The sequence below is a fragment of the Bacteroidota bacterium genome (assembly GCA_016713765.1).
GTDB classification, from domain to species: domain Bacteria; phylum Bacteroidota; class Bacteroidia; order AKYH767-A; family 2013-40CM-41-45; genus Pollutiaquabacter; species Pollutiaquabacter aromativorans.
Genome location: JADJON010000001.1, coordinates 843667 through 865911, shown reverse-complemented (window position 1 = coordinate 865911; position 22245 = coordinate 843667). Strand labels below are relative to the sequence as shown.

At 53.9% G+C, this 22245-nt stretch carries 16 protein-coding genes and 1 pseudogene; 3 read left to right on the top strand and 14 right to left on the bottom strand.

Going from position 1 to position 22245, the window contains the following annotated elements:
• Window positions 1-203 precede the first annotated feature (203 nt).
• Both IPJ96_03340 and IPJ96_03335 read right to left on the bottom strand, forming a co-directional pair.
• Window positions 204-1249: pseudogene (locus tag IPJ96_03340) on the bottom strand (IS481 family transposase).
• A gap of 1623 nt (window positions 1250-2872) precedes the next feature.
• Complete coding sequence (locus IPJ96_03335; protein ID MBK7909382.1) at window positions 2873-3796, bottom strand: hypothetical protein; 924 nt, start codon at window positions 3794-3796, stop codon at window positions 2873-2875.
• A gap of 37 nt (window positions 3797-3833) precedes the next feature.
• On the opposite strand from IPJ96_03335, the gene ybeY reads away from it, so the two are divergent.
• Window positions 3834-4256, top strand: coding sequence for an rRNA maturation RNase YbeY (gene ybeY, locus IPJ96_03330; protein MBK7909381.1), 423 nt, complete (start codon window positions 3834-3836; stop codon window positions 4254-4256).
• A gap of 157 nt (window positions 4257-4413) precedes the next feature.
• Here the strand turns inward: ybeY and IPJ96_03325 are convergent, their stop codons facing one another.
• From IPJ96_03325 to IPJ96_03310, 4 genes are read right to left on the bottom strand one after another with little or no spacing between them, the layout of a single operon-like run.
• Window positions 4414-5391, bottom strand: coding sequence for a hypothetical protein (locus tag IPJ96_03325; protein MBK7909380.1), 978 nt, complete (start codon window positions 5389-5391; stop codon window positions 4414-4416).
• A gap of 4 nt (window positions 5392-5395) precedes the next feature.
• Window positions 5396-5749: a hypothetical protein gene (locus IPJ96_03320; protein ID MBK7909379.1), complete on the bottom strand. Its 354-nt coding sequence runs from the start codon at window positions 5747-5749 to the stop codon at window positions 5396-5398.
• Between the two features lie 59 nt (window positions 5750-5808).
• The gene (gene purD / locus IPJ96_03315) at window positions 5809-7086 is read right to left on the bottom strand and encodes a phosphoribosylamine--glycine ligase (protein MBK7909378.1); all 1278 of its coding nucleotides are present in this window, start codon (window positions 7084-7086) and stop codon (window positions 5809-5811) included.
• A 9-nt stretch (window positions 7087-7095) separates the two neighbouring features.
• Window positions 7096-8559, bottom strand: coding sequence for a hypothetical protein (locus tag IPJ96_03310; GenBank protein MBK7909377.1), 1464 nt, complete (start codon window positions 8557-8559; stop codon window positions 7096-7098).
• Between the two features lie 128 nt (window positions 8560-8687).
• Here IPJ96_03310 and IPJ96_03305 point away from each other — a divergent pair, with 128 nt between their 5' ends.
• Complete coding sequence (locus tag IPJ96_03305; protein MBK7909376.1) at window positions 8688-9032, top strand: TfoX/Sxy family protein; 345 nt, start codon at window positions 8688-8690, stop codon at window positions 9030-9032.
• Window positions 9033-9153: 121 nt separating this feature from the next.
• Here IPJ96_03305 and IPJ96_03300 read toward each other — a convergent pair whose 3' ends face one another.
• From IPJ96_03300 to IPJ96_03280, 5 genes are read right to left on the bottom strand one after another with little or no spacing between them, the layout of a single operon-like run.
• On the bottom strand, window positions 9154-9669 hold the full coding sequence (locus tag IPJ96_03300; GenBank protein MBK7909375.1) for a response regulator: 516 nt from the start codon (window positions 9667-9669) through the stop codon (window positions 9154-9156).
• Between the two features lie 5 nt (window positions 9670-9674).
• Complete coding sequence (locus tag IPJ96_03295) at window positions 9675-10796, bottom strand: undecaprenyl/decaprenyl-phosphate alpha-N-acetylglucosaminyl 1-phosphate transferase (GenBank protein ID MBK7909374.1); 1122 nt, start codon at window positions 10794-10796, stop codon at window positions 9675-9677.
• A gap of 5 nt (window positions 10797-10801) precedes the next feature.
• Complete coding sequence (locus IPJ96_03290) at window positions 10802-12031, bottom strand: DUF1972 domain-containing protein (protein ID MBK7909373.1); 1230 nt, start codon at window positions 12029-12031, stop codon at window positions 10802-10804.
• An 8-nt stretch (window positions 12032-12039) separates the two neighbouring features.
• Window positions 12040-12402, bottom strand: a complete 363-nt coding sequence (locus IPJ96_03285) for a hypothetical protein (protein MBK7909372.1) — start codon at window positions 12400-12402, stop codon at window positions 12040-12042.
• 34 nt (window positions 12403-12436) lie between these two features.
• Window positions 12437-15121 carry a hypothetical protein gene (locus IPJ96_03280; GenBank protein ID MBK7909371.1) on the bottom strand — a complete coding sequence of 895 codons (2685 nt, stop codon included), beginning with the start codon at window positions 15119-15121 and terminating at the stop codon, window positions 12437-12439.
• A gap of 248 nt (window positions 15122-15369) precedes the next feature.
• Between IPJ96_03280 and IPJ96_03275 the strand changes: the two genes are divergently transcribed.
• Window positions 15370-16407 carry an acyltransferase gene (locus IPJ96_03275; GenBank protein ID MBK7909370.1) on the top strand — a complete coding sequence of 346 codons (1038 nt, stop codon included), beginning with the start codon at window positions 15370-15372 and terminating at the stop codon, window positions 16405-16407.
• Window positions 16408-16426: 19 nt separating this feature from the next.
• Here the strand turns inward: IPJ96_03275 and IPJ96_03270 are convergent, their stop codons facing one another.
• Genes IPJ96_03270 through IPJ96_03260 form a run of 3 tightly spaced genes read right to left on the bottom strand, consistent with a single transcriptional unit; the run spans window position 16427 to window position 22133 of the window.
• Entirely contained in the window at window positions 16427-18742 is a 2316-nt protein-coding gene (locus IPJ96_03270; protein MBK7909369.1) for a glycosyltransferase, read from the bottom strand.
• 16 nt (window positions 18743-18758) lie between these two features.
• Window positions 18759-19484: an acyltransferase gene (locus IPJ96_03265; GenBank protein ID MBK7909368.1), complete on the bottom strand. Its 726-nt coding sequence runs from the start codon at window positions 19482-19484 to the stop codon at window positions 18759-18761.
• Between the two features lie 3 nt (window positions 19485-19487).
• Entirely contained in the window at window positions 19488-22133 is a 2646-nt protein-coding gene (locus tag IPJ96_03260) for a phosphotransferase (protein MBK7909367.1), read from the bottom strand.
• Window positions 22134-22245 lie beyond the last annotated feature (112 nt).

Below are 22245 nucleotides of genomic sequence, written 5' to 3'. Positions count from 1 at the left end.
GAAAAAGAGTCGCGGTGGTGCGGCTCTTTTTTTTTAGGGACGTGGGGCGAGGGACGAGGGACCTGGGACGAGGGACGAGACCGAGACCGAGGAAAAGCGGTAGACTTATGTGTAATAGTTAGAACTTCACCTGACAGACAGGGTTGGTTAAAAGTTATTTCCGGTCTGACGGATTTTTAAGGATCCGTCGCCCGGAATAACTTTTAACCGGTTGCTAATTTATCGAGCATTTTACTTTGCGCCAAGGGTATGCTGTCCAGGAATGTCTCCATTGGTGTTTTACCAAAGCAGTATTTTCCGGTGTGTGTCCTTTCACAGTTGTACTCTTCTATCCACTGATGCAGATCCTTCTGTAATTCCTCCAGCGATCCAAAGACCTTTTTCGGAAGGCAACCGCATAAAACTCGTTCTGGATTGTCCGATGGAAGCGTTCGCAGATGCCGTTGGTTTGAGGATGCCGGGCCTTGGTACGGCTATGATCGATATCCTCCAGTGTCAGATAAAGACTGTACTCATGACTCTCCCGCTTGCCGTTGTACTCTGTACCCCGGTCTGTGAGTACCCGAAGCAGCGGCAAGCCATGCTCCTCAAAGAATGGTAGCACCTTGTCGTTGAGCATATCGGCTGCCGTCAAGGCGTTCTTACGGTCATACAATTTGGCAAAGGCTACTTTGCTGTAGGTGTCGATGAAGGTTTGCTGGTAAATCCGGCCTACACCCTTGATATTGCCCACATAATACGTGTCCTGGGCTCCAAGGTAACCGGGGTGTTCGGTTTCAATCTCGCCAATGGCTTCCTGCTGTTCCCGTTTCTTTTCCATGGCAACCAGTTGCGCTTCGGTGAGAATCAGTCCGTCTTGAGCCACTTTCGCCTCCAAAGCGCTCAGACGCTTGGCAAAGGTCTCCAGATCATGCCGCATCCAGATATACCGTACCCCGGCCGGTGAAACAGAAATCCCCTTCTTACGCAACTCGTTCGATGCACGAAGCTGACCGTAGGCCGGATAGTCGGTGGCCATCTGTACGATGGCGTTCTCCCAGGCTATATCCATCCGATTGGCCAGTATCGGCTTCTTCCGACTGATCTCCTGCAGAGCCGTCTCCCCACCAGTATCGTACAACTCTTTGATCCGATAGAAACTATCCCGTGAATAGCCCATCACTTTGCACGCCTGGGATACATTACCCAATTGTTCGGCTAACTTCAACAAGCCTAACTTGGTTTTGATTAACTTAGCTTCTGTATTCATTGTCTGACAGTTTAGGGGTTATTGTTATGTTTCGTATCCTAAAGATAACCCTTATCTGTCAGATTAAATACTAACTAGTACAACTTATGCTGCGGGTGCTACTGTATACTATTCGCTGTTCGCTTCCACCTTCGCTAAAGCTCCAGCGGGCAGGATTCACTGTTTACTGTTCACTGTTCACCAAAAAACTATTCGCTATTCGCTATTGGCTATTCGCTATTTACTGTTCACTAAACCAGGAGCACACCGCAATCGCTCTCCTCACCTCCCGTCCCGTGTTCACTCGTCGCATCAACTCATCTACCATGTTGAATGTTGTCAGCGCGCCTCGTTCTCCCGGGGCTAGCCTGGAACGATCTGGCTTCGCCTCAACGGGGACCTTACTGCTAACATCGCGGGCCGCATTCCTGATGTTCCGTTTCCGCGACCCCTACGGGGCCGTGAAATGATTTGGACATTTGCTAGGATACCGTGACCCCTCCGGGGTCATCGATTCACATCACTGAGGCGTTTCATGAAATACAATTGACTATACTGCCGGGATACCGTGACCCCGATGGGGCCATCGATGCGACTTGCCGCTGCTAAAAATCTATTCGCTCCCACCTAGGCTAATACTTCGGCAGGCAAGATTCACTATTCACTGTTTACTGTTCACTGTTCACCAAAAAACTATTCGCTATTCGCTATTGGCTATTCGCTATTTACTGTTCACTAAACCAGGAGCACAGCGCAATCGCTCTCCTCACCTCCCGTCCCGTGTTCACTCGTCGCATCAACTCATCTACCATGTTGAATGTTGTCAGCGCGCCTCGTTCTCCCGGGGCTAGCCTGGAACGATCTGGCTTCGCCTCAACGGGGACCTTACTGCTAACATCGCGGGCCGCATTCCTGATGTTCCGTTTCCGCGACCCCTACGGGGCCGTGAAATGATTTGGACATTTGCTAGGATACCGTGACCCTCCGGGGTCATCGATTCACATCACTGAGGCGTTTCATGAAATACAATTGACTATACTGCCGGGATACCGTGACCCCGATGGGGCCATCGATGCGACTTGCCGCTGCTAAAAATCTATTCGCTCCCACCTAGGCTAATACTTCGGCAGGCAAGATTCACTATTCACTGTTTACTGTTCACTGTTCACCAAAAAACTATTCGCTATTCGCTATTGGCTATTCGCTATTTACTGTTCACTAAACCAGGAGCACAGCGCAATCGCTCTCCTCACCTCCCCGTCCCGTGTTCACTCGTCGCATCAACTCATCTACCATGTTGAATGTTGTCAGCGCGCCTCGTTCTCCCGGGGCTAGCCTGGAACGATCTGGCTTCGCCTCAACGGGGACCTTACTGCTAACATCGCGGGCCGCATTCCTGATGTTCCGTTTCCGCGACCCCTACGGGGCCGTGAAATGATTTGGACATTTGCTAGGATACCGTGACCCCTCCGGGGCCATCGATGCGACTTGCAGCTGCTAAAAATCTATTCGCTCCCACCTAGGCTAATACTTCGGCAGGCAAGATTCGCTATTGGCTATTCGCTGTTTGCTATTCACTACTCACTAAAAAACTATTCGCTGTTCGCTATTGGCTATTCGCTGTTCACTGTTCACTGCCCCCCCTCACACCAACCTCTTCCTGAAATTCGCCAGATTCCACACAAACCCGCAATGCAACGATCGGTATTCGAAATCGTGCAGGCCCGCTTGCAAGCGAAAGACGACGTCGGCGATCTTGCTGTGGAAGCGGACGATGGAACGAACTACCATCGGCTGATCGCCGTTCTTTAAATAACCCGAGTAACCGCCGACCTGGTTGGACCAGATAAAGCAATCGGTCGTAAGATCAAGTCCTGCTCCGTAGAGAAAGCAATCGTTTTGCGGTTGGAAGGGATCGTGGGTTTGGTACGAGTAGAATCCGAGTAGCGCATACGGACGGAACGCGGTGATCAACTTACCGCCGGCCTTTTTTTCCTTTCCCGCCGAGAGCGTGAACCAATAGCCGGATGCATCGGTATAGCGCGCGTCGCGCAGTCGGGTGCCGGAAGCGGTTCGCATCGTCAGTTCCAACAGCAGATCGGGCCAGTGGGCTTTGTCTTTCACCAGTTGCACCTGCGTGCTGAAGTGGATATCACCACCGGCGGTTCCTTTTCCGGATCGCGTGCGCGCCGCGCGCAGGTCGCGGGTGGTCGTATCGGTCTCGAAATATTCCAGCGCGGTGACCCAGCCTTCCAGCGCGACACGCCCGTTGCACAAGGGTACGTTCACGCGGCCATAAGTATCAAAGGTATTGTCGCCCCGACTGCCGTACCCGCCGAAACGCGTTTCCACTTCCAGGTTATTGCGCAACATTCCGCTGCGGATCTCGGGCACCGGCAGCGCGTTCGGGCCCATAAACTTCGGCGACAATGTCAGGTAGTTGACCCAGGGGGAAACACCATCCCACTGATGACGCTCGTTCCACCAGCCCATATCGTCCTGCGCATGTGCAAGACAGGACCAGCTCAACAGGCTTCCCAGCAACGCGACTTTTATCCGGCATAGCATAGTCGAAAGATACGACCCGATTCGTACCTTTCGATATATGTCAGCCACCATCCTGTTCTTCAAAGAAGATGTGCGCTTCGTCTTCCGGGGCGCCGACGACCTGCGCAAGTGGATCCAGAAGGCCGCTAAAGCGGAAGGCCATCGGGTCGCGGAGATCAATTACATTTTCTGCAGCGACCGCTACCTGCGCAAGATGAACAAGCAATACCTGCAACACGATTACAATACCGACATCATCACGTTCGACAATTCACCCGGACCGAACATCATCGGCGGCGACATATTCATCTCGATCGATCGCGTCAAAATCAACGCCAAGACCTACGGCAGCACCTTCACCGACGAGCTCCACCGCGTCATGATCCACGGCATCCTCCACCTCTGCGGCTACCGCGACAAGACCGAAGCAGAAAAAGTGAAGATGAGGGGGCGGGAGGAATATTGGTTAGCGAAAAGGTGAAGTCAATCCGTTCATTGTTTCCGGTTTCGAGTTTCGGGTTTCAAGTCAAAAAGAGGGACGAGGCGAAAGAGACGAGGAAATGAGGCTGAAATAAACTTTCAACTTTCAACCTTCAACAAACCCGAAACTCGTAACCGGAAACTGGAAACCATCAACCCTAAAGGTGATTCCAAACCACCACCCCAATCAACACCCACACCATCGTCTCGAAGAACCACATTCTTTTCTTTGCGGAAACGAAGTAGTAGGCCAACAACAAGGCTACCGGCAGGATGAAGAGTTGCAATTGGGCCCAACCGATACTTCCGGCAAAGAAGAGCGAACCGATGCCGGAAAGCAAAATCAGCAACAGGATCTGCTGATACGTTCGTGTACGGATCGTGTTCTTGTAATAGTTGGCGCGCAGTTTCAGCAGCGCCAACAGCAGCAGGAAGCCCGTCACTGCACCGAGCACCTGGTGTGCTTCTTCCATTTGTATGCCGGGAATCCAGGCCGGTGACCGGAAGGGTTCAAGCAATCGGGTCCAGGACTCGACCAGGTTGCCGTTCCAGAAAGCGAGTACGGTCAGGAAGAAATACGGCAGCGCGAGTCCGACCAGGTGGATCAGCAGTTCGCGGATGTTGAACGGACGCAGCAACAAGATCCCCAGCAGCGTCAACAACACCAGCAGTCCGGCCGGCGGATAAAGCAAACCGGTCAGTCCGCAAAGAAATCCGCCGTCGAACAAGCCCCGCACAGGTCGTTCATTCTTGTACAAGTCAAGGGTTTTATCGAGTACCCGCAACAACACCAGGTTGACCAGGTGGATCGGATGAAACGTCAGCAACTCAACCGAAGCCGACGACAACAGCGCGTAAAACAGGGAAGGCAGGTAGGAGTTCTTGTACAGGACCTCATGGCGGTTGACCATGAGGTTGAAGTAGATCGCCGAAAGGGACAATGTACCCACGGCCAGGATGAACCGGACAAATCCTGGCAAACCGCCTAACAAGCTGACAAACAAGGCCCAAAGAGGTCCGCCGGCCTCCGCCGGGGCGAAAGGCAGGTCGAAAAAACGTTGCCCCCACAGGAGCAGCACGATCAGCGGGACAACGATCAGCGCGGCAGGCTGCGGGGATCGGAAAAAGCGGATCATCGCTCTAAAAGTAGCTTTTTTCGGCTTGCGGATAGCCCGGAATCCTTTCTATATTTGCCGCGTAAACACGAACACTATGGTAGCTTTCTGGACCGCCTTCTGGAATTTCATCGGTGACTTTTTCAACGGAGTCTTCACGATGGTTCCACCGATCGGAACCTTCTTCAACAAGGTACTCATCGCCATCGGCTTCATCGCCTTTTTTAGCTGGATGTGGTTCCAGAACAAATACAAATCCGCTCCCGAACAGATGGATTGATCCCATCGTACCCGATAAAAAGAAAAAGCCATTCGCAGTGCGGATGGCTTTTTCCTTTTTCGTTGGAACGTGATAACGTTTTAACGTTACAACGTTCAAACGTTTTAACGTTCAAACGTTTCATGTGGAATATGCTCAAGAAGGGCCGAAACGTTATTTCAAATCAGATCCAAACCGATATCACTTCGGTGGTACTTGCCTTCGTACCCGATCTTCTCCGCTGCCGCGTAGGACAATGCCCGCGCAGATGAAATATCTGTGCCGAAGGAAGTGATGGCGAATACGCGGCCGCCGTTCGTAACGACTTCACCGGCGGCATTCGTCGATGTGCCGGCATGGAACACCAGACTGTCGCCATCGTTACCAAGTCCGCTGACCGGTAATCCCTTCTTGTAATCGTTTGGATAGCCACCGCTGACCAGTACCAGGGTGACGGCAGTTCGCGGGTCGATCGTGAGCGGGACTTCGGCCAGCCGTCCTTCGCCTGTGGCGAGTAACAATTCCAACAGGTCGCCCTGGATGCGCGGGATCACCGCTTCCGTTTCCGGGTCGCCCATTCGGACATTGTACTCGATAACGTAAGGATCGCCGCCGACGTTCATCAGTCCGATGAAGAGGAAGCCGTTGTACCGGATGCTGTCCGCCGCCAATCCTCGCACGGTCGGGATCACGATCCGCTCTTCCACTTTTTGCAGAAACTCCTTCGTCGCGAACGGCACCGGACTCACGGCCCCCATGCCACCGGTATTGGGGCCGGTGTCCCGGTCACCGATACGTTTATAATCTTTGGCTTCCGGCAACAGGCGGTAAGAGGTTCCATCGGTCAGCACGAAAACCGACAACTCGATGCCATGCAAAAACTCCTCGATGACCACCTGTGCACTCGCCGCTCCGAATTTCTTACCGAGGATCATCTCCTTCAATTCCGATTTGGCGGCGGCGGCCTGATCCAGGATCACGACACCTTTTCCTGCAGCAAGCCCATCGGCCTTTAAAACATAGGGCGGCTTCAACGCGTCGATGAACGCATATCCGTCCTCGAGATTATCGGATGTAAAAGTCTTGTAGCGCGCGGTCGGTATGTTGTGCCGGGTCAGGAACGCCTTGGCAAAATCCTTACTCCCTTCGAGTTGCGCGCCCAGTTGCGAGGGACCGATCATCGGCACCGAACGCAGCGAAGCATCGGCTTCGAAATGATCCCGGATACCCTTCACCAGCGGCTCCTCCGGCCCGACGACCACCAATCCGATCTGTTGTTCCTTCACCAGGCGTCCGATAGCGGCGAAGTCGGTGATGGAAAGTGCCACATTACTGCCGACCAGCGCCGTACCGGCATTTCCCGGTGCGATGAATAAGCGGTCGCAGCGCGGACTCTGCGCCAGCTTCCACGCCAACGCATGCTCCCGACCGCCGGATCCAAGAAGAAGGATGTTCATGGGGCGAAATTACTCATTCGCTACCGCAATTCGGTACTCACAGAAATAGGAACCCGCCATGAATCGCTCCTTCCCTATTCGCTCCAGCCTTCTCCCGAACTGCCAAATCGAAACCGGAAAGGAATCCATCCATTGATCCCGCACCAGAAATAGACGCGGTTGCCTGAAAACTTCCTGCACCAGCAAAGGGTTCCGCACCACATCCCGTTCATGAGGCGTTGCAATCACCCGACCGGGATGTTGAATGGAGAATATGTAGGAATTCCAGTAGTTGCCGATAATTCCAATGTCCTTTGGCAAAGCGGAGATACGACTTCGAACCGAGATCAGATTTCCGGGGTCATGCCTGGCGAAATGGTAAAGGGTCGTGAATACACCAATCAAAGCTGTCCCTATTAACGACCGGGCCACAGCAGGTAGAAAGCGTGGCTTTACTTCTGACATCTCCTGCAACCAAAGCAGCAATGCAATAACCAGCGAGACATATACTCCAATAAAATATCTACGACTCATACCATTAAGAGCTACCCAGGTCGAGAATTGCAACATGATCAGTAGTGAAAAAGCATTCAGGAAAAAGAAAACATGATAAGGTTGTTTACCCCCCCCCCCCCGCACTCCAATGGAAATCCTGAGCAATATGGTGACTGCAATTGTCATTACCATACACCATGCGCCGATACTGACCATGTGATCTCCGATTCGAAATGCCAGGTAATCAATAACAGAATGTACTAGTTGATGAAGGGATTGTCCTGCAGATTCTATACCTTGCAAATTGGAATACGAATCGGTCTTGATCGGCGCCATGGACTTTAACCATGCCCAAACCAAAATTGTCATTGCCAGTGCTCCTGATTGAAGCAGCATGAAATTGTTTCGGTGCTTCTTTGCCGGCCACAACTTCCAGACAAGGAAAGCGGCAAGCAATACGATTGTCATCAGTGCAGCATCCGAAACCCAAACGGCGACAACTGATACCAGAATAAAAACACCATGTGAAAAAATGGGGTAAGACTGTTCCGGTTTATTTGAACTATCTAAAATTCGAGCGGAGAGTCCTACCAGGATCCCCAGTAAACTATATTCAATTCCGATCGTGTACCAGGGAATATCACTAAAAGGGAAAGCCGGTAAGAAAAACGCAATCGCAAAACACAAGCGGCAGAACGGCAAACGAATGATCGTGAAATAACCCAGCATACCTGCGACCATGATCAGGTAGCGTACTACACTTATGGTAAGCAAGGGATCTGAATTCAACAAACGAACGGGCAAAGCGGATAACAAGGGTAACAGCGAACCGCCCCGATCTTGTCCCCAGTAATAAACATCATCAGGTAATCGATACCAAAATGCCATCAGCACCTCAATGGCTCCGTCTGAATTAAGAATAGGGCTTCCCCATGGTGAAAGGAGTAAAAAACTAGTACAGACGATTACTACGAGCAGGACCCGATAGTCCAAACCCATGAATCTTGTGTTAAGGAAAAATTCCTTTCGATTGGCTACCATTAGAAGAAAAGACATTGAATCTGTATTGGCAGAAATATCCTAACTTCCCGGTAACATAACAATGTTGTTCAACCTATCCCACCACGATGCCTTACAACGAAAAACTCGCTGACCGCGCCCGGGCAATTCTGGCGGAAAGCGGACGAAAGATCAAAGAAAAGAAGATGTTTGGCGGATTGTGCTTTATGGTCAACGACAAGATGTGCATTGGTGTCGAACAGGACCGCATGATGGTCCGGCTGGATCCTGGGTGCTACGACGAAGCCCTTGATCAGGAAGGCGCCGCTCCGATGGATTTCACCGGCAAGGTCATGAAAGGTTTCATCTTTGTCGATGCGAACACCCTCACGTCAAAACCCAAACTGAATTACTGGATCAAGCTGGCTTTGGAATACAACAAAGTGGCAAAGAAGGCGAAGAAGAAAAAGTAAGTGCATTTGCCGAAAGGGAGAAAATTCTAAATACGAATTGCCAATCACTAATTACCAGTTACTAGTTACCAGTTACTGGCAAATGAACCTTGGCACTTGACTTTCTTTCAATAAAAACTCGTTAGTCCAGCCACTCAAAGCAGGCGGTGACAATCACCGCCACGGCGGCCAGGGTCCAGGCGAAGCGGCGGTTCTGCCGGCGCAGGACGCTTTTGAGGTTCTTCACTTCGGTACGGATGCTCAGCACCTCTTCGAGGTTGAGCAGCACTTTGTCGAGCTGTTCGAACGCGGACTCGTCCTTCAGCACGTAATCGTAGGCACCCGTCTTGAGCAGCTCCACGACCTGTTTCACGTTGTCGTTGCTGCTGAGCATCACGACCGCCTGTTCGGGATTGCGGTCTTTGATCTGCTGCAGGTAGTCGTACCCGGTAGGGGCGCTGTCGTCCTCGACATTCAGGTGATAATCGAGCAATACGATATCCGGACGAACACGGTCGTAGGCTTCCATGGCCGCGTCGCCGTTATCGAAAGCGGCAACCGTAAAACCGGGATACTGCTGCAGGTGGTTCTCGATCATCGAAGCGTAATAACGATTGTCTTCGACGATGAGTATGGAACGATTGGATGGCAGGCGCATACGAATCAGAAATTGAGCAAACGTGCAGCAAAGCGGTTCTTGCGGCGCAGATCGCCGAACTGATCGGCGCGGCTACGCAGGTTCCTGCGGGAACGGACCAGATAGGCGATGGTCAGTCCTTCCGCCAGCAGCACGGCGAGGGAGAACAATAAGAGTAAAGCGGATGCAGTGGAAAACCGCTGCAACCAGGTAACGGATAATACGCTGAACAACACGGTAGCGCCGTACTCGGTGAGGCATACGAGCGGCGCACTCAAGCCGTTTTTCACCAGCACATGGTGCAGGTGGCGACGGTCGCCATGGAAGGGCGATTTGCCCTTCAGCATGCGGATGATGAAGACCCGTACCACATCAAAGACCGGCAGGAAGAGCAAACCGGCGACAACGGTGAAGCCGTGTGAGATGCCGGCATGCGCCAGCTCGTGTAAGGGGAGAGAAAAGAACCGGATCCCCAGCGCCGCCAGCAGAAAGCCGACGAGCAGGGACCCGGTATCGCCCATGAATAATATCGCAGGATAGAAGTTGTATCGCAGAAAGCCGGCCAAAGCGCCGGAGAGTGCAAACGAGAGCGCGGCGTGAAATCCATCGCCCGCTTGCAGGAACAATAAACCGAGTCCGGCACTGCCGATCAGCGCGATGCCACCCAACAAACCGTCGACGCCGTCGATCAGGTTGTAGGCGTTGGTCATCGCGGTGATGAACAGCATGGTAACGATGTAGGAACTGACGACATCCAGTTCCCCGATGCCGAAGAGGCCGAAGTCGGAACGGATGCGCAACCCGCCGGCGCAGACAATGCCGGCTGCAATGAATTGAAAGAAGAATTTCCGTCCGGGGCTCAGGTCACGCAGGTCGTCGACCATGCCGGTCACGAACAGGATCAGCAGGGCAGGGAAAAGAAACAGCGTTTCCCGCATCGAGGTTCCCTGCAGCCAGAAGCAGGCGGTAAGTGTAAAGGCAAAGAAGACCGCAACACCGCCCATGGCCGGTACCGCGCGCTCATGCTGCTTTCGGCCGTCGGGACGGTCGAGCAACGAGCGCCGGTGCGCATAGCGAACGATCCAGGGAATGACTCCGGCCGACAGCAACGCGGCAAGCAGGAAGGACAGGGCGTAGTCGAGGTCCATCGTGATCAGGCGGCTTTTTGTTCGTGGACTTTCAACGGATCGGCGTAGCGCAGGTGCAAGGCATTCGCGCGTTGCAGGACACGCGGAGAAAGCGTCTGTACCGCCGGCACAGCATTCGGTTTGTTAACGCGGATACCGGCACCGGAGAGAATCCGGCGATAGCGGTTCGCTACAGCCGCCCAGGTATACTGGCGGTAAGCGAGGCGCTTCAGTTCGGCACCGATCTGAGGCAATTCAGCAGCGGGCGTCTTGCGCAACAGCGCTGCGAGTTGACGGGCATCTTCGAAGAAGCGGGCATGACCGTGTGTGGTTTCACGGTTGTACACTACATCGAAAGCGAACACCGGCAAGCCCAGGTACATCGCCTCGACCAGCGAGGGATTCGTACCGCCGGCGGAATGCCCGTGCACATACAAAGCGCAATTCGAGCGAAGTCCGTCGAGGCGGTCCTGATCGTAGATCGGGTCCAGCAGCGTGATGGTAGCGTGCCCGGCGTATTGCGCGCGGAGTGAGCGACCGTACTCGCTGTTGTCCCAGTTGCCGACGACGAACAGCGGCGTGCTGCGTTCCTGGTCGAACGCTTCGAGGATCAGGTGCAGGTTATTCTCCGGTTCGATGCGACAGACGGTGAACGCGTAGCGTCCACGCAAAGCGGGATGCGCTTCGACAAGATCGGCCGGCAGGGGGCGCGACAACACATGGTCGGCGCCATAGGGAGCATAGTCACTCACCGTTCCATAGGAAGCGGCGGTGTAGGATTGAATGGCCCGGTTGTCGGCGATATCGGCGTGCGCCCATTTCACTGCCAGATACTCCGACAACCGCAGGAACTTACGCACCGGTTTGCTCCATTTGTTCCGGCGCCATTCCAAGCCATCAATGTTTACGATTATTTTCTTCCGTGTGAACAGGCGAACGAACGGCAGCAGGATGCAGCCGGATACGCCAAGGATCAGCAGACGATCGGCGTAGAAGAGGGCGTGCAGGATCGATACGATATCGTACACGATGCTCTGAACACCGTTCGCGCGAAACGGCAGGTACAGCAGGCGTGCCCCGCGCCAGCGGCGGCGACGCTCCTCCTCGCGGTACAGCGGCGCGCTGCAGTATACCGTGATCCGGTAATCCCTGCGCAACTCGCGTACGAGGTGGTGCGCCAGCGTCTCGAATCCGCCGTAGCGGGCCGGGACGCCGGCACAGCCGATGATGGCCAATTGTTCGCGTTCCTGTTTCACGGATGATTTCAGAATTGGGAGAAGAAGTAGTCGATGAACCGAACCATTTCCCGGCTGGAGAATTCGGTCTGCGAACTCAGGTACCGGTCGATCACCGGCTTGATCTCATTCGTCGTCAGCTTACCGTCTTTGTTCGTATCGTAGGGGCGCAAGGCCTCCGGAAATCCCGGTTGAAACTTTCCGGGGTGGCGCTGGGAACCAAGCTCAGGGTTGTCGAAGATGACATCGCCCATGTTGCGGATCGCTTCCATGGAATTGACCCGATACTCCTGCTCGAAATTGCTTGCGATCTGTTCCTGCTTACCGGTCCCTTTGGCAAAGGAGGTCAGCGCGGAAAACGCGAATACGGAAAGAAGGATAGTTGTTTTCATATCAACTAGGTGTAGGTGTTTCTCAATTTGGGAATCAACGAATGTTGGCCATCAGCTTTTGCTGGTAAGCCCCGCCATCGTCGGTGAAAACCGACAGCACATACAAACCGGAAGCCTCTAAGGGCAAACCGCTCAGGCGAATCGTCTGTTCATTCCAGACCGGATAGGTGCGTTCAAAAACGAGCGAGCCATCGCTCCGCTTGATCTGGATCAGCAGATTACGATTCGTGTCGTGCGGCAGACGGATCATGACGTCATCATCCGCATCGATCGGATTAGGGTAAACGGAAAAATCGGTATTGCCTTTCCGGTACACGGTCACCACATCCGAGGTGGTAGACCGGCCGTCGAAGTCGGTCTGTCGCAAGCGATAAAACGATGTGCCGTTGAGGGGTGCGAGATCGTAAGCCTTGTAATGCTGCAAGGTGGTCGTGTTACCGGCACCGGCGGTTTGTGCTACAGCCTCGAAGTGCAATCCGTCGCGCGAACGTTCGACGGTGAAGAAATCGTTGTTGATCTCCGTCGCGGTGGTCCAGCGCAGCTCGACATCCTTTTCGCGACTCTCGGCAACGAACGATACCAGTTCGATCGGCAAGGCATTGCTGCCCCCGGTGGCATTCGCCAGCGTATAGATGGCTCCCCAGGCATTGAACGAGCTGGAGGTGATGTTTCCGGTTCCATTGGCCGTTCCTGTTCCGCCCCGGTTAACCCAGTTGGGAGAAATGGCCTGGCCTACACGGAGAGAGAGTCGGTCGGTGACACCATCGTCCGTTCCGTAGTAGAGTCGAGCTGTTGCATTGTTAAAGATTCCGGTGTTGGTATTGGTGACCAGCCAGTAACGACGGGCCGACACGGCAGACAAGGATCCCGGAAGCGTGTAAGGGAGACCGGAGGCAGGGGATTCGATCATCTCACCAACGTAGTTCACACTATCACTGGTCGTGTGTGAGGGTGTAAGCGTCATTGGTCGCCAGTTCGCTCCCTTTCCCAGCGGAAAGTAACCGGTAGCAGCGGAAGTTTGAGCATAGATCTGGTTGAACGGACCGATGATATAAGATGATGATGTTCCAATAGTGGTGTTTCCGGAAGAACTGACCGAAAGCAGATTCGTGTAATCGGTATAAATGATACCGTTTGTCATGTTCAATGAATTGTCCACAAATGCACGCGCATTCATCGTCAGACCGGCGGCATTGTTCATCGTCATGTTGTAAAACCAGGTATCGGTGCTACCGTCGAGGGTCTGGGCTGCTGTGCCTTCAAAAGCGACTTCACCGGAACGCGGATTGAAGGTGCCGTCGTTGTACCAGGCCGAATTACCATCAAAAGTCCCGCGCAAGCTCATGCGTTTACTGTTACCGGCCGTACCCGCGATAGAGCGGATATCGAACGTGGTGCCGGCATCGATAACCATGGCCAGCAGGCGGAAGTTCGACGTGGAGGCGTTGGAAGTACGAAGTGAATTGCCGGAACCAGAAGGTCCTGTGATTCGGAAAGCCGGATAGGTCGCGTTTGGGAACGGACGAAAGTTGAATGTCGATCCAACCGGCGTCGATGCATTTCCAAACTGAACGCTACCGCCAGTGGAATTAACCGTACCACTGTTCCCACAGATAAACATATCCACCACTGAGCTGCCGGTGCGGTTAGGCCGTTGCAGGTTGAGTGTGCCTCCGCTCATGACGAAGGAGCTGGTAGCCTGATCGGTTACGTAAAACACTTCGGATGTAACGCCGGTCGAACCGGAGTTCACGAGTACTGTACCGCCGCTCTGGTTATAGCTGAATGGTTCGGCAAAGGAACTGGAAGGCGCGGTGCGGAAACTGATACTGCCGTAAACAACCAATTGTCCGGCCGACACTTGTAGATAGGGAACAACACCGGCTACACCCTGGTCGGTTCGAATACCACCCGTCCCGGTGGAGGAAGCGATATAAACCGTTCCGCCCGACACGATCAGGGCACCTTGCAGGTTCAGGTTCGTCGCACCGCTGGAAAAATTCAGGGTGCCGCTACGACCGTCAATCGCGACGTTTGGCGGGATCGTGTAATCGGAGCCGGAGCCGAAGGTGTACGTACCGCTGTTGTTGTGAACATAAGTACCATAGTTGAGCGTAAGGCCGCGCATCGCGGTTTCGAATGCGGAAGATTGCACTTCAAGATAGTTACTGCGCGAAGTGATCTTGGACATCAACACGGTGTACAGATCCCAGGAACCGGTACCGGAAATCACAGAATTAGTATTCCCTTGCGCAACCAAGGCCACATTATCGTTGGCATCCAGATACAGATCGACGGTACCATTGTTCGTGATGTCTCCTTCGATGTAGAGGATGTGCGCACGCGAACTGTTGTAACCATAAGCAAAACGACCGCCGGCGTTGATGGTAATATCGCCGGTGACGGTCATCCAATAGATCGCAAGGTTATAAAACTCCAACGCGCCGGATGCTCCCTGTCCGATGGTGATGTTGTTGCAACCACCATTGGTGTTGAAGTAGATCGTATATCCGTCACCGATAAAAACATTGTCACCGGCACCGGGAAACGTACCCGTGTTGGTAGCATTACCGTAGGTTACAGTAGACCAGGTGGTGGGGTTGGTCCAGAGTCCCCCGCTGGTCCGGCTGTAATAGGTCAGGGCAGATGCCGGGTGACCTGAACACAGGAACAACAAGACGACGATGGCAGCGGCCAGAAAGTTGGAGCGTCGAAACATAATCAGGCGGTTCATTGGCTGCGCCCGCCTTGCCATAGCTGTGCCACCGGGCCTTTTCTTTGAAAAAAGACCATTTTAAGGGCTCTACCTACCCTGCGTGTTCCCAATCTGGGATTCAAATCCTATTCTGAACCACTATTTCAATTTCCGGAAAAGCCTGGAAGGCATACTTCTATTTGATAATCGCGAGGATTGAGGGGGCACAACTCAGTCCATACAAGGGAACTTCGATACTTTCGCCCGAACGAATGGTGAAAACGGACTCCTTTTCCCGCAATAACTTCGACCTCCTGCGGATCCTTGCGGCCAGCCAGGTCATGGTCGCACATTCGTTTCACCATCTCGGCTTGGATACCGAATCGGCCTGGTTCCAATGGCTGGATCGCTTCCCGGGTGTTCCTGTATTTTTTATCATCAGCGGATTTCTTGTCTCCGCATCCCTGGAGCGCAGCAAGTCGCCAGCCGACTATTTCACCAACCGCTTCCTGCGCATCTTTCCGGCCTTATGGTGTTGCCTCGGCATCTCCGTACTCGCTGCAAAATGTTTTGGAAACGTGGATTTCTCGCGATGGGAAACGCTGCCCTGGCTGCTTGGACAAATTTCCTTTGTTCAATTTTTCAATCCGGAATTTCTTCGTGGGTATGGAACGGGTGTCCTCAACGGCAGCCTTTGGACGATCACCGTCGAATTGCAGTTTTATTTGCTCCTACCTCTGCTCTACGCGGTCCTGTTGCGCAAATCGAAAAACGATCAGGTACTGGGGGCGCTGCTGGTCCTCTTCATTCTACTCAGCGCTCTGTTGTGGACACTGGACATCCCACGTCACACGGAGAAATGGCTACAGGTGACGTTCCTCCCCCACTTTTCATTGTTCCTGCTCGGCATTTGGATACGCCGGCGGGCCCTGCACGAATCCCCTTTATTGAAAGGCAAAGCGTTGATCTGGCTCATCGTCTACGCCTCGTTGGTAAGCGCACCCGTTCCGGATGTTTTCCGCTTGCCCCTCTCCCGGCTTGTACTGGGATTGCTGACCATTTCCTCTGCTTATACCTTGCCCGGTCTGGCCGACAACATCCTGCAACGGCAGGATTTGTCCTATGGTGTTTATATCTACCACATGGTAGCCGTGAACGCGATCGTTGAACTTCAACAAACCAGGACGCTTTCGGATTTCTGGATGGTTGCCGCGGCAACCTATTCACTCGCGGCCATGTCCTGGTGGCTCGTAGAAAAACCCTACCTGCGAAAAAAAACAGGTACCCTGAAGGTGCCTGTCGTGACTTGATTGCTGATAACGGTATCGATCAGTTGCTCCAGGTAACGGCTTTCCCCAATTCCGACTGCATTTTCCCGATCGTGAAACGCCCTGCTTTGATACGAGCCTGAGCGGACAAACGGATGCATTCTCCCCTGTTCTGTTCGAGGAACCGGATGGTGGCCGCAATACGGTCCAGCTCAACGACATTGATGCGAAATCCATTTACGCCGTGGTCGACCAACTCGGTAGGGCCACCGATATCGGGTACGATCTCGGGTATACCGTAGCTCATGGATTCCAGAATGGTCATACCGAACGTTTCCACCCACTGGTCCGGATGCGAAAGATTCAGCACGAGTTGAGCGCGCTGATAGAACGGGTGAACATTGCTTTGTCGCGGATGCACTTGTAAGTTGGCAGGCAACGACCGATCCTTAAAGAAGGAGGCAATTTCTGATTCGCTCGCGTTGAGCACCAGCTCAAATCGCAGATCCGGGAGTTGGCGCGCAAGCTCCGCATACTCGAATACACCTTTGTAGGCTTTCAGGGAACACAACATCAGGACCGTGAACGGATGTTGATTACCGGCCTCATAACGATGCAACGCACCCATACGGACAAAATCTTCGCTGGTCGCGTTATAGACAACCAATTGTTCCGGCTTCGTGAACGATTCCTGTTCGCGCAGGAAATATGACACATGCACGACCCGGCTGGCCGTATGCTCCACGACAGAACGCAGGAATTTCTTCAACGAAGCCGGCTGTATGCTGGTTTCGTGCAAATGCGTGATCACACGGGCTCCACGGAGCCTAGCAGCGATAGCGGCGCCAAATGGCAGCAGCGTATTGATGTAAACGATATCGTTCTTTCGTGCCTTGATAAGGATCTTCAGAAACAAATGCGCCTGGCTGGTAGTCAGCGCCAGCAGTCGCTTCCATTTATTGGGATAGAAACGGTACCAGAACGCATGTGTCTTCACGGGCAAGCCGGAAAGAAATCCTTCCCGGGTAGCGGAAGAACAATACAGTTCGACCTTCCGGCCTTCCCTGACAAATCCGCGGATTGCATTGGCCAAAACCTGCGGACTACCGCTGAAGTCGTTCATCAGCTGAACGGCAAGGATCCGTTGCTGCCGTTCCAGTCGGCCATAGGCGTTTCTCAGCACTTCTCCCTTGTTCGACCATGCGAAGCGTTCTTCGAATGACATACGGGCATACTCCGACATGCGCGCCCACAGCGTCGAGTCATCGTGCAATTCCCGGAGGTGCGCCGCGAAGCGATCAATGCATGCATCGTACGCGTCGTACGGAACACGAAAGCCGCTGGCGAGCGAAACGAACTCCCCCGGCCCGCTGTTACGGAAACATACTACCGGTAAGCCGTAGCTCATCGCTTCGGATACGACCATGCCTGCTCCTTCGTGTGAGGGGAATAAGAACACATCCGAGGATCGGTACAGGTCCGCCAGTTCGGCGCGTTGGATCCACGGAATAAACTTCGTGACTTCGCGTATCTGCAATTCGTCGGTCATGCGTTCAAGCATCGAACGCTCCGGACCGTCTCCAACCAGCGTAAGGCTGACATGCTCTCGCGCTTCAACCGGTAATGCATGATAGAACTTTGCGAACGAACGGAGGGTGACGTCGAATCCCTTTAACGCTACGAATCTGCCGACTGATAAGACCTTCAAGCCGTTCTTGGTTGTCCGGCGCGTCCAGGCTACATCTTCCGAAGCGACCGAGGAACAGCGAAACTCCTTCTCCGCGGAGAAACCCAGGCGTGCGCGCGCTTCGCTGTTCATCGTCAGGATCAGGTCGGCCTTGCGTGCGGCAATGCGCAGAAAAGGATCGAGCTTCCAGAAGATGATCTTCATAGCCCACCGGGCACGGTCGGCCAACCATGCTTTCCGGCCATAGACGGGAAGTATGAACTGCTTGGGGATCAACGGATGATGGCCCACTGGTCCCCACACCATCGGTTTGCGCAGCAGCCAAAGGAAGGTGGGCGTCCAGTCGTTATGAAAGTTGAGGTTGTGAACGATATCCACCTGCTTCCGGTAGCGCATCAGGAAGAAAGGAAGACTGATCTGCCACATATAGAAGTAGATCAGTGAAAGCGTTGGTCCTTTCTTCCAAAAACGGGTCCATGCAGGAAGGTCGAAATACAGGAAGGTAATGTTATTGACTTGTGCTATGGTATGCTCCGACAAGTATCGCTCGATGTGCGGGCGGTTGTTCCGACGCGTAACGGCGATCACGCGCTGGTGACGCGCTGCCTGCAATACAAAATTCCAGCCCATGCCGTCTTCTGAACCCTTGTACGGGTTGATGGCATAGGCAGTGAGGAGAATCGTTTTCATGGGCGGTAATAATGAATCAGGATGCGCGATGTTGATAAGTAACCGGCTCGTCCGCGCTGCGTGAACGAATGACACGTGCAGGAACACCGGCGATGACGGAACCGGACGGCATGGAACGCGTAACCACCGCGCCTGCGGCGATAACACAATGGTCACCGATCTCTACACCGTCCAGTATGGTGACCTTGGAGCCGATCCAGCAATCCTTGCCGACGCGAATGCCTTTGCGTGTAACGCCTTGCATGCGAATCGGCCGATTGGGGTCAACGGTGATATGATTTTCCGGGTGACAACTGAAATACTGTCCGACGATGCAATCGTCGCCGATCTCCAACCCGCCGCCGCCGCCGAGGTACGCGAATTCACCGATGCCCACATTCTTACCGATCCGGATGTGTGATCCGAGTTGATTGAACGAGGTGGCGATCACCACCCGACTGAAGGCTCCGATGCCGCTATGGTCGCCGATGACCAGTTCCCCGGTGCCGGCTGCGCTCAGTTGAACATGGTCGCCAAGCTTTACCCAACGTCCAAGTCGGATGTTCGGCGAATTGAAAAACCCGACACCGCGTCCAAGCAGTACATGCCGCGGCATTTTTGCCAACAGCAACAGACGCAGACCACGCAGGTAGCTGCGGCCATACGACCAGGCGAAGGCTAACAACAGGCGGCTGGTCACCGATTCGTCGAACCGGAAATGCGGATTGCGAAGCCGGATGATTTGCTCCAACAGGATCTTCATGGATCAGGCAGCTTTAACGATCGCGCTTTCGATGACCCGCAGCGTGCGTTCCTTATCGGTATTCTCGAGCGGCAGGTAAACCGATCGCGTCGAAGAGCCTGACAACCGATCAAACAATCGGAGGTAACCGTCCGTCAGCTCCTGAATCGTATCTGCATCCAGTTCCTGCTTGCGGCGGAGGATATCGTCCACCGGCGCATATAACAGGATGTTGAGGTCCGGCTTACGCACCAATCGGTACAATGAACGGGTGAAGCCTTCGCTCAGGCTGATATTCGAACGACGCGCATCAACGATGAAGTCGAAATAATAGCGATCGTACAACACGGTGTACCCGCGCAACTGATAGCGCGCATAGACCACAAACTGACCCAGGAGATAATCGGAATAGTAGTAGAGGAATCGCGCGAGTGAAGAGAGCTTACCCCGGTTGCTGCCGCCACGCGGACCGCGCGCTCCCGCGATCGCCTCCGCATGGTGCTTACCATGTTTCCAGGCGCTCAGGATGGGCAGCAGCGAAGGACGATGACGCAACACCACGACCTTCCGTCGAAACTTCTCACTCAACAATTGCTTCAATTCGTCGATGATCGTGGATTTGCCCGCGCCATCTACACCGGTCAGGGTGATCATCATCCCGCGGCGCTCGAAGAGGGATCGAACGGTATCCGCGGTATAGGATACCGAACGGATCCAGCGGGAAACAATGGAATTGGTCGAAGACTTCTTCAGTTTCCGGACAACCTGTTGACGACGGTATGCGGAATAGTCATAGAATTCCTCCAGCGATACCGCTTCGAAACCAAAAGAAGAATTGATATGCGACAGGATACGCTCGCGCTCCTCGGCCGTCAACGACTGATAATAGGTACGATAACGCTTTGGCAGACTGCTTCCGTTCAACAGGTTGAAGAGCCAGGTATACTCGAACCCAAAACGCTCATCCGGCATCCGGACATGGGAACGCCCGGGTGTAGCACTACGCAACAAACGGGTCGGATCAAGATAGGCAACGTCCTTGCGGTGGAAGTCGGTCAGCAGGTCGATGCTGAGGTACGACTGGTCCCGGAAATACAGCTCGAGGGTCGTCATGAACGATTTCCGGTGTACACGCGATTTGAACACCGACGGATGCCGGCGCGCGTCTTCGATCACCGTATCGCGGAACTCCGGCGTAACGACCAGATCCAGATCGGTGAACGGCCCCATGGCTTCCACCGAGCCGTGGATGAATTTGAGCGCGGCGTACGGTGCCTGCTTGTAGCGTTCGAAGAACTGTTCCAGGAACTCTTCCCGACGGCTGCGCGCAACATCGGCAGGCAACAGCTCGGTGATGGCTTGCTCCCAGGCATCCATGACCCAGCGCGCCTGCGGGTGCAGTTGCTCCTGGGTCACATACAGGTTGAGGTAGTAGCTTACATTGGACAGGAGATACAGCCGGTAATGCAGCATCGGATCGATCCGGAACTTCTGACAAAGATCGGCGACCTCCGGTAACGAGAGAGCGCGCTCCAGTTCTTCCCGGATCTTACCATAGCCGCTGCGGTGCTGCATCACTTCGCCCTGGATGACATAGTGAAACAGGTCGGAAAGCAACGGTGCATCGCGACGCGACAACTCCCAGTCGTACGCATGCACGCGCTCCTCCGAAACAAACGTGTTCCAGGGCGTGAAATCACCGTGGCTCGCCGCCAGGTGAACACGCTGTGTGGGATCGATGCTGCGGAAGAGCTGCTCCAACTTCCGGAACAACGGCTGCATGCCGCGTTGCTGCAAACGCGAGGATCGCTGCCGCAGCAGATACAGGTTCTGCATGACCCGTTCAAAGAAGTCGGATTCACCGAGTTGATCGACGGTCAGGTAGCGTTGGTACAATTCGCACAATGCTTTCGCATGAAGCGAAGAGAATCGACGGCTGCGCTTCACGCGGGCCGGTTTGACATCACTGAGAAAGATCGCGCCGCTGGAATGGCAGGCGCTCTGCGGGATCTGCAGGGAACGAAAACCGGCGCGGCCCAGGTAGGCCAACGTCCGGTTCTCATTCTCCAGCAACTGAGCTGAATTACGGTTCAGCGGGATCTTCACAAAGTGGGTCCTCCGACCGGATCGGTGAACCTCCACCACGCACTTTCTGTTCTCTCCCACTGTTCCGGTGAAGATGGAATACCCATCCACCGAAAGCGCCGACAAGATGCGTTCAAGGTGTGTTTCGTGTCTTGCGTAAATCGTAATCCGGCGATCCGCGACGCGCTTTCCTTGTCCAAGGAAAAAAGCGCCGCGAACGATCGCGCGATAAGCCTGCGCCTTCAGCGAACCGGAATTATATAAACGTAAGAAATTGGGATGCCGCGTGCCCTCCGGATACATCCAGCGGATGGAACCGTCAGGATTGTTCACGCAACAAAACGTGGTGGCCGTATAGCCGTTCAGTGAACGGGACGAACCGTGAAGATGCAGAATGAAATCAGCCCAGGTGCTGACAGCGGACGTTTCCGCGTCATCACGCAGGATGGCGAGGCGACGACGGGAAGTGTTCTCCTGCGATGGCGCGACGGGCAAGCCCGATTCGCGATTGCCGGGAGTGAACAGGTCCACATCGCCGGACGTGAAGAGCTGCAGGAAAACAGGAAGATCAAGGGAATGAAACATATTGGGCTATTTGAGCGCGCGCACGAGGCCCAAATCATGCCATCAAAGAGAACCCCCGAATTCAGCAAGAATTTCAATAAAAAAAGGGCCTCAAGGCCCCGGATCGTTCAAA

Excerpts from the sequence above, each read along its gene's own strand:
- purD (MBK7909378.1), bottom strand. The coding sequence starts at position 7,086 with ATGAACATCCTTCTTCTTGGATCCGGCGGTCGGGAGCATGCGTTGGCG.
- IPJ96_03265 (MBK7909368.1), bottom strand. The coding sequence starts at position 19,484 with ATGAAGATCCTGTTGGAGCAAATCATCCGGCTTCGCAATCCGCATTTC.
- IPJ96_03335 (MBK7909382.1), bottom strand. The coding sequence starts at position 3,796 with ATGCTATGCCGGATAAAAGTCGCGTTGCTGGGAAGCCTGTTGAGCTGG.
- IPJ96_03325 (MBK7909380.1), bottom strand. The coding sequence starts at position 5,391 with ATGATCCGCTTTTTCCGATCCCCGCAGCCTGCCGCGCTGATCGTTGTC.
- IPJ96_03270 (MBK7909369.1), bottom strand. The coding sequence starts at position 18,742 with ATGAAAACGATTCTCCTCACTGCCTATGCCATCAACCCGTACAAGGGT.
- IPJ96_03285 (MBK7909372.1), bottom strand. The coding sequence starts at position 12,402 with ATGAAAACAACTATCCTTCTTTCCGTATTCGCGTTTTCCGCGCTGACC.
- ybeY (MBK7909381.1), top strand. The coding sequence starts at position 3,834 with ATGTCAGCCACCATCCTGTTCTTCAAAGAAGATGTGCGCTTCGTCTTC.
- IPJ96_03295 (MBK7909374.1), bottom strand. The coding sequence starts at position 10,796 with ATGGACCTCGACTACGCCCTGTCCTTCCTGCTTGCCGCGTTGCTGTCG.
- IPJ96_03310 (MBK7909377.1), bottom strand. The coding sequence starts at position 8,559 with ATGGGTTTGGACTATCGGGTCCTGCTCGTAGTAATCGTCTGTACTAGT.
- IPJ96_03300 (MBK7909375.1), bottom strand. The coding sequence starts at position 9,669 with ATGCGCCTGCCATCCAATCGTTCCATACTCATCGTCGAAGACAATCGT.
- IPJ96_03280 (MBK7909371.1), bottom strand. The coding sequence starts at position 15,121 with ATGTTTCGACGCTCCAACTTTCTGGCCGCTGCCATCGTCGTCTTGTTG.
- IPJ96_03305 (MBK7909376.1), top strand. The coding sequence starts at position 8,688 with ATGCCTTACAACGAAAAACTCGCTGACCGCGCCCGGGCAATTCTGGCG.
- IPJ96_03275 (MBK7909370.1), top strand. The coding sequence starts at position 15,370 with ATGGTGAAAACGGACTCCTTTTCCCGCAATAACTTCGACCTCCTGCGG.
- IPJ96_03260 (MBK7909367.1), bottom strand. The coding sequence starts at position 22,133 with ATGTTTCATTCCCTTGATCTTCCTGTTTTCCTGCAGCTCTTCACGTCC.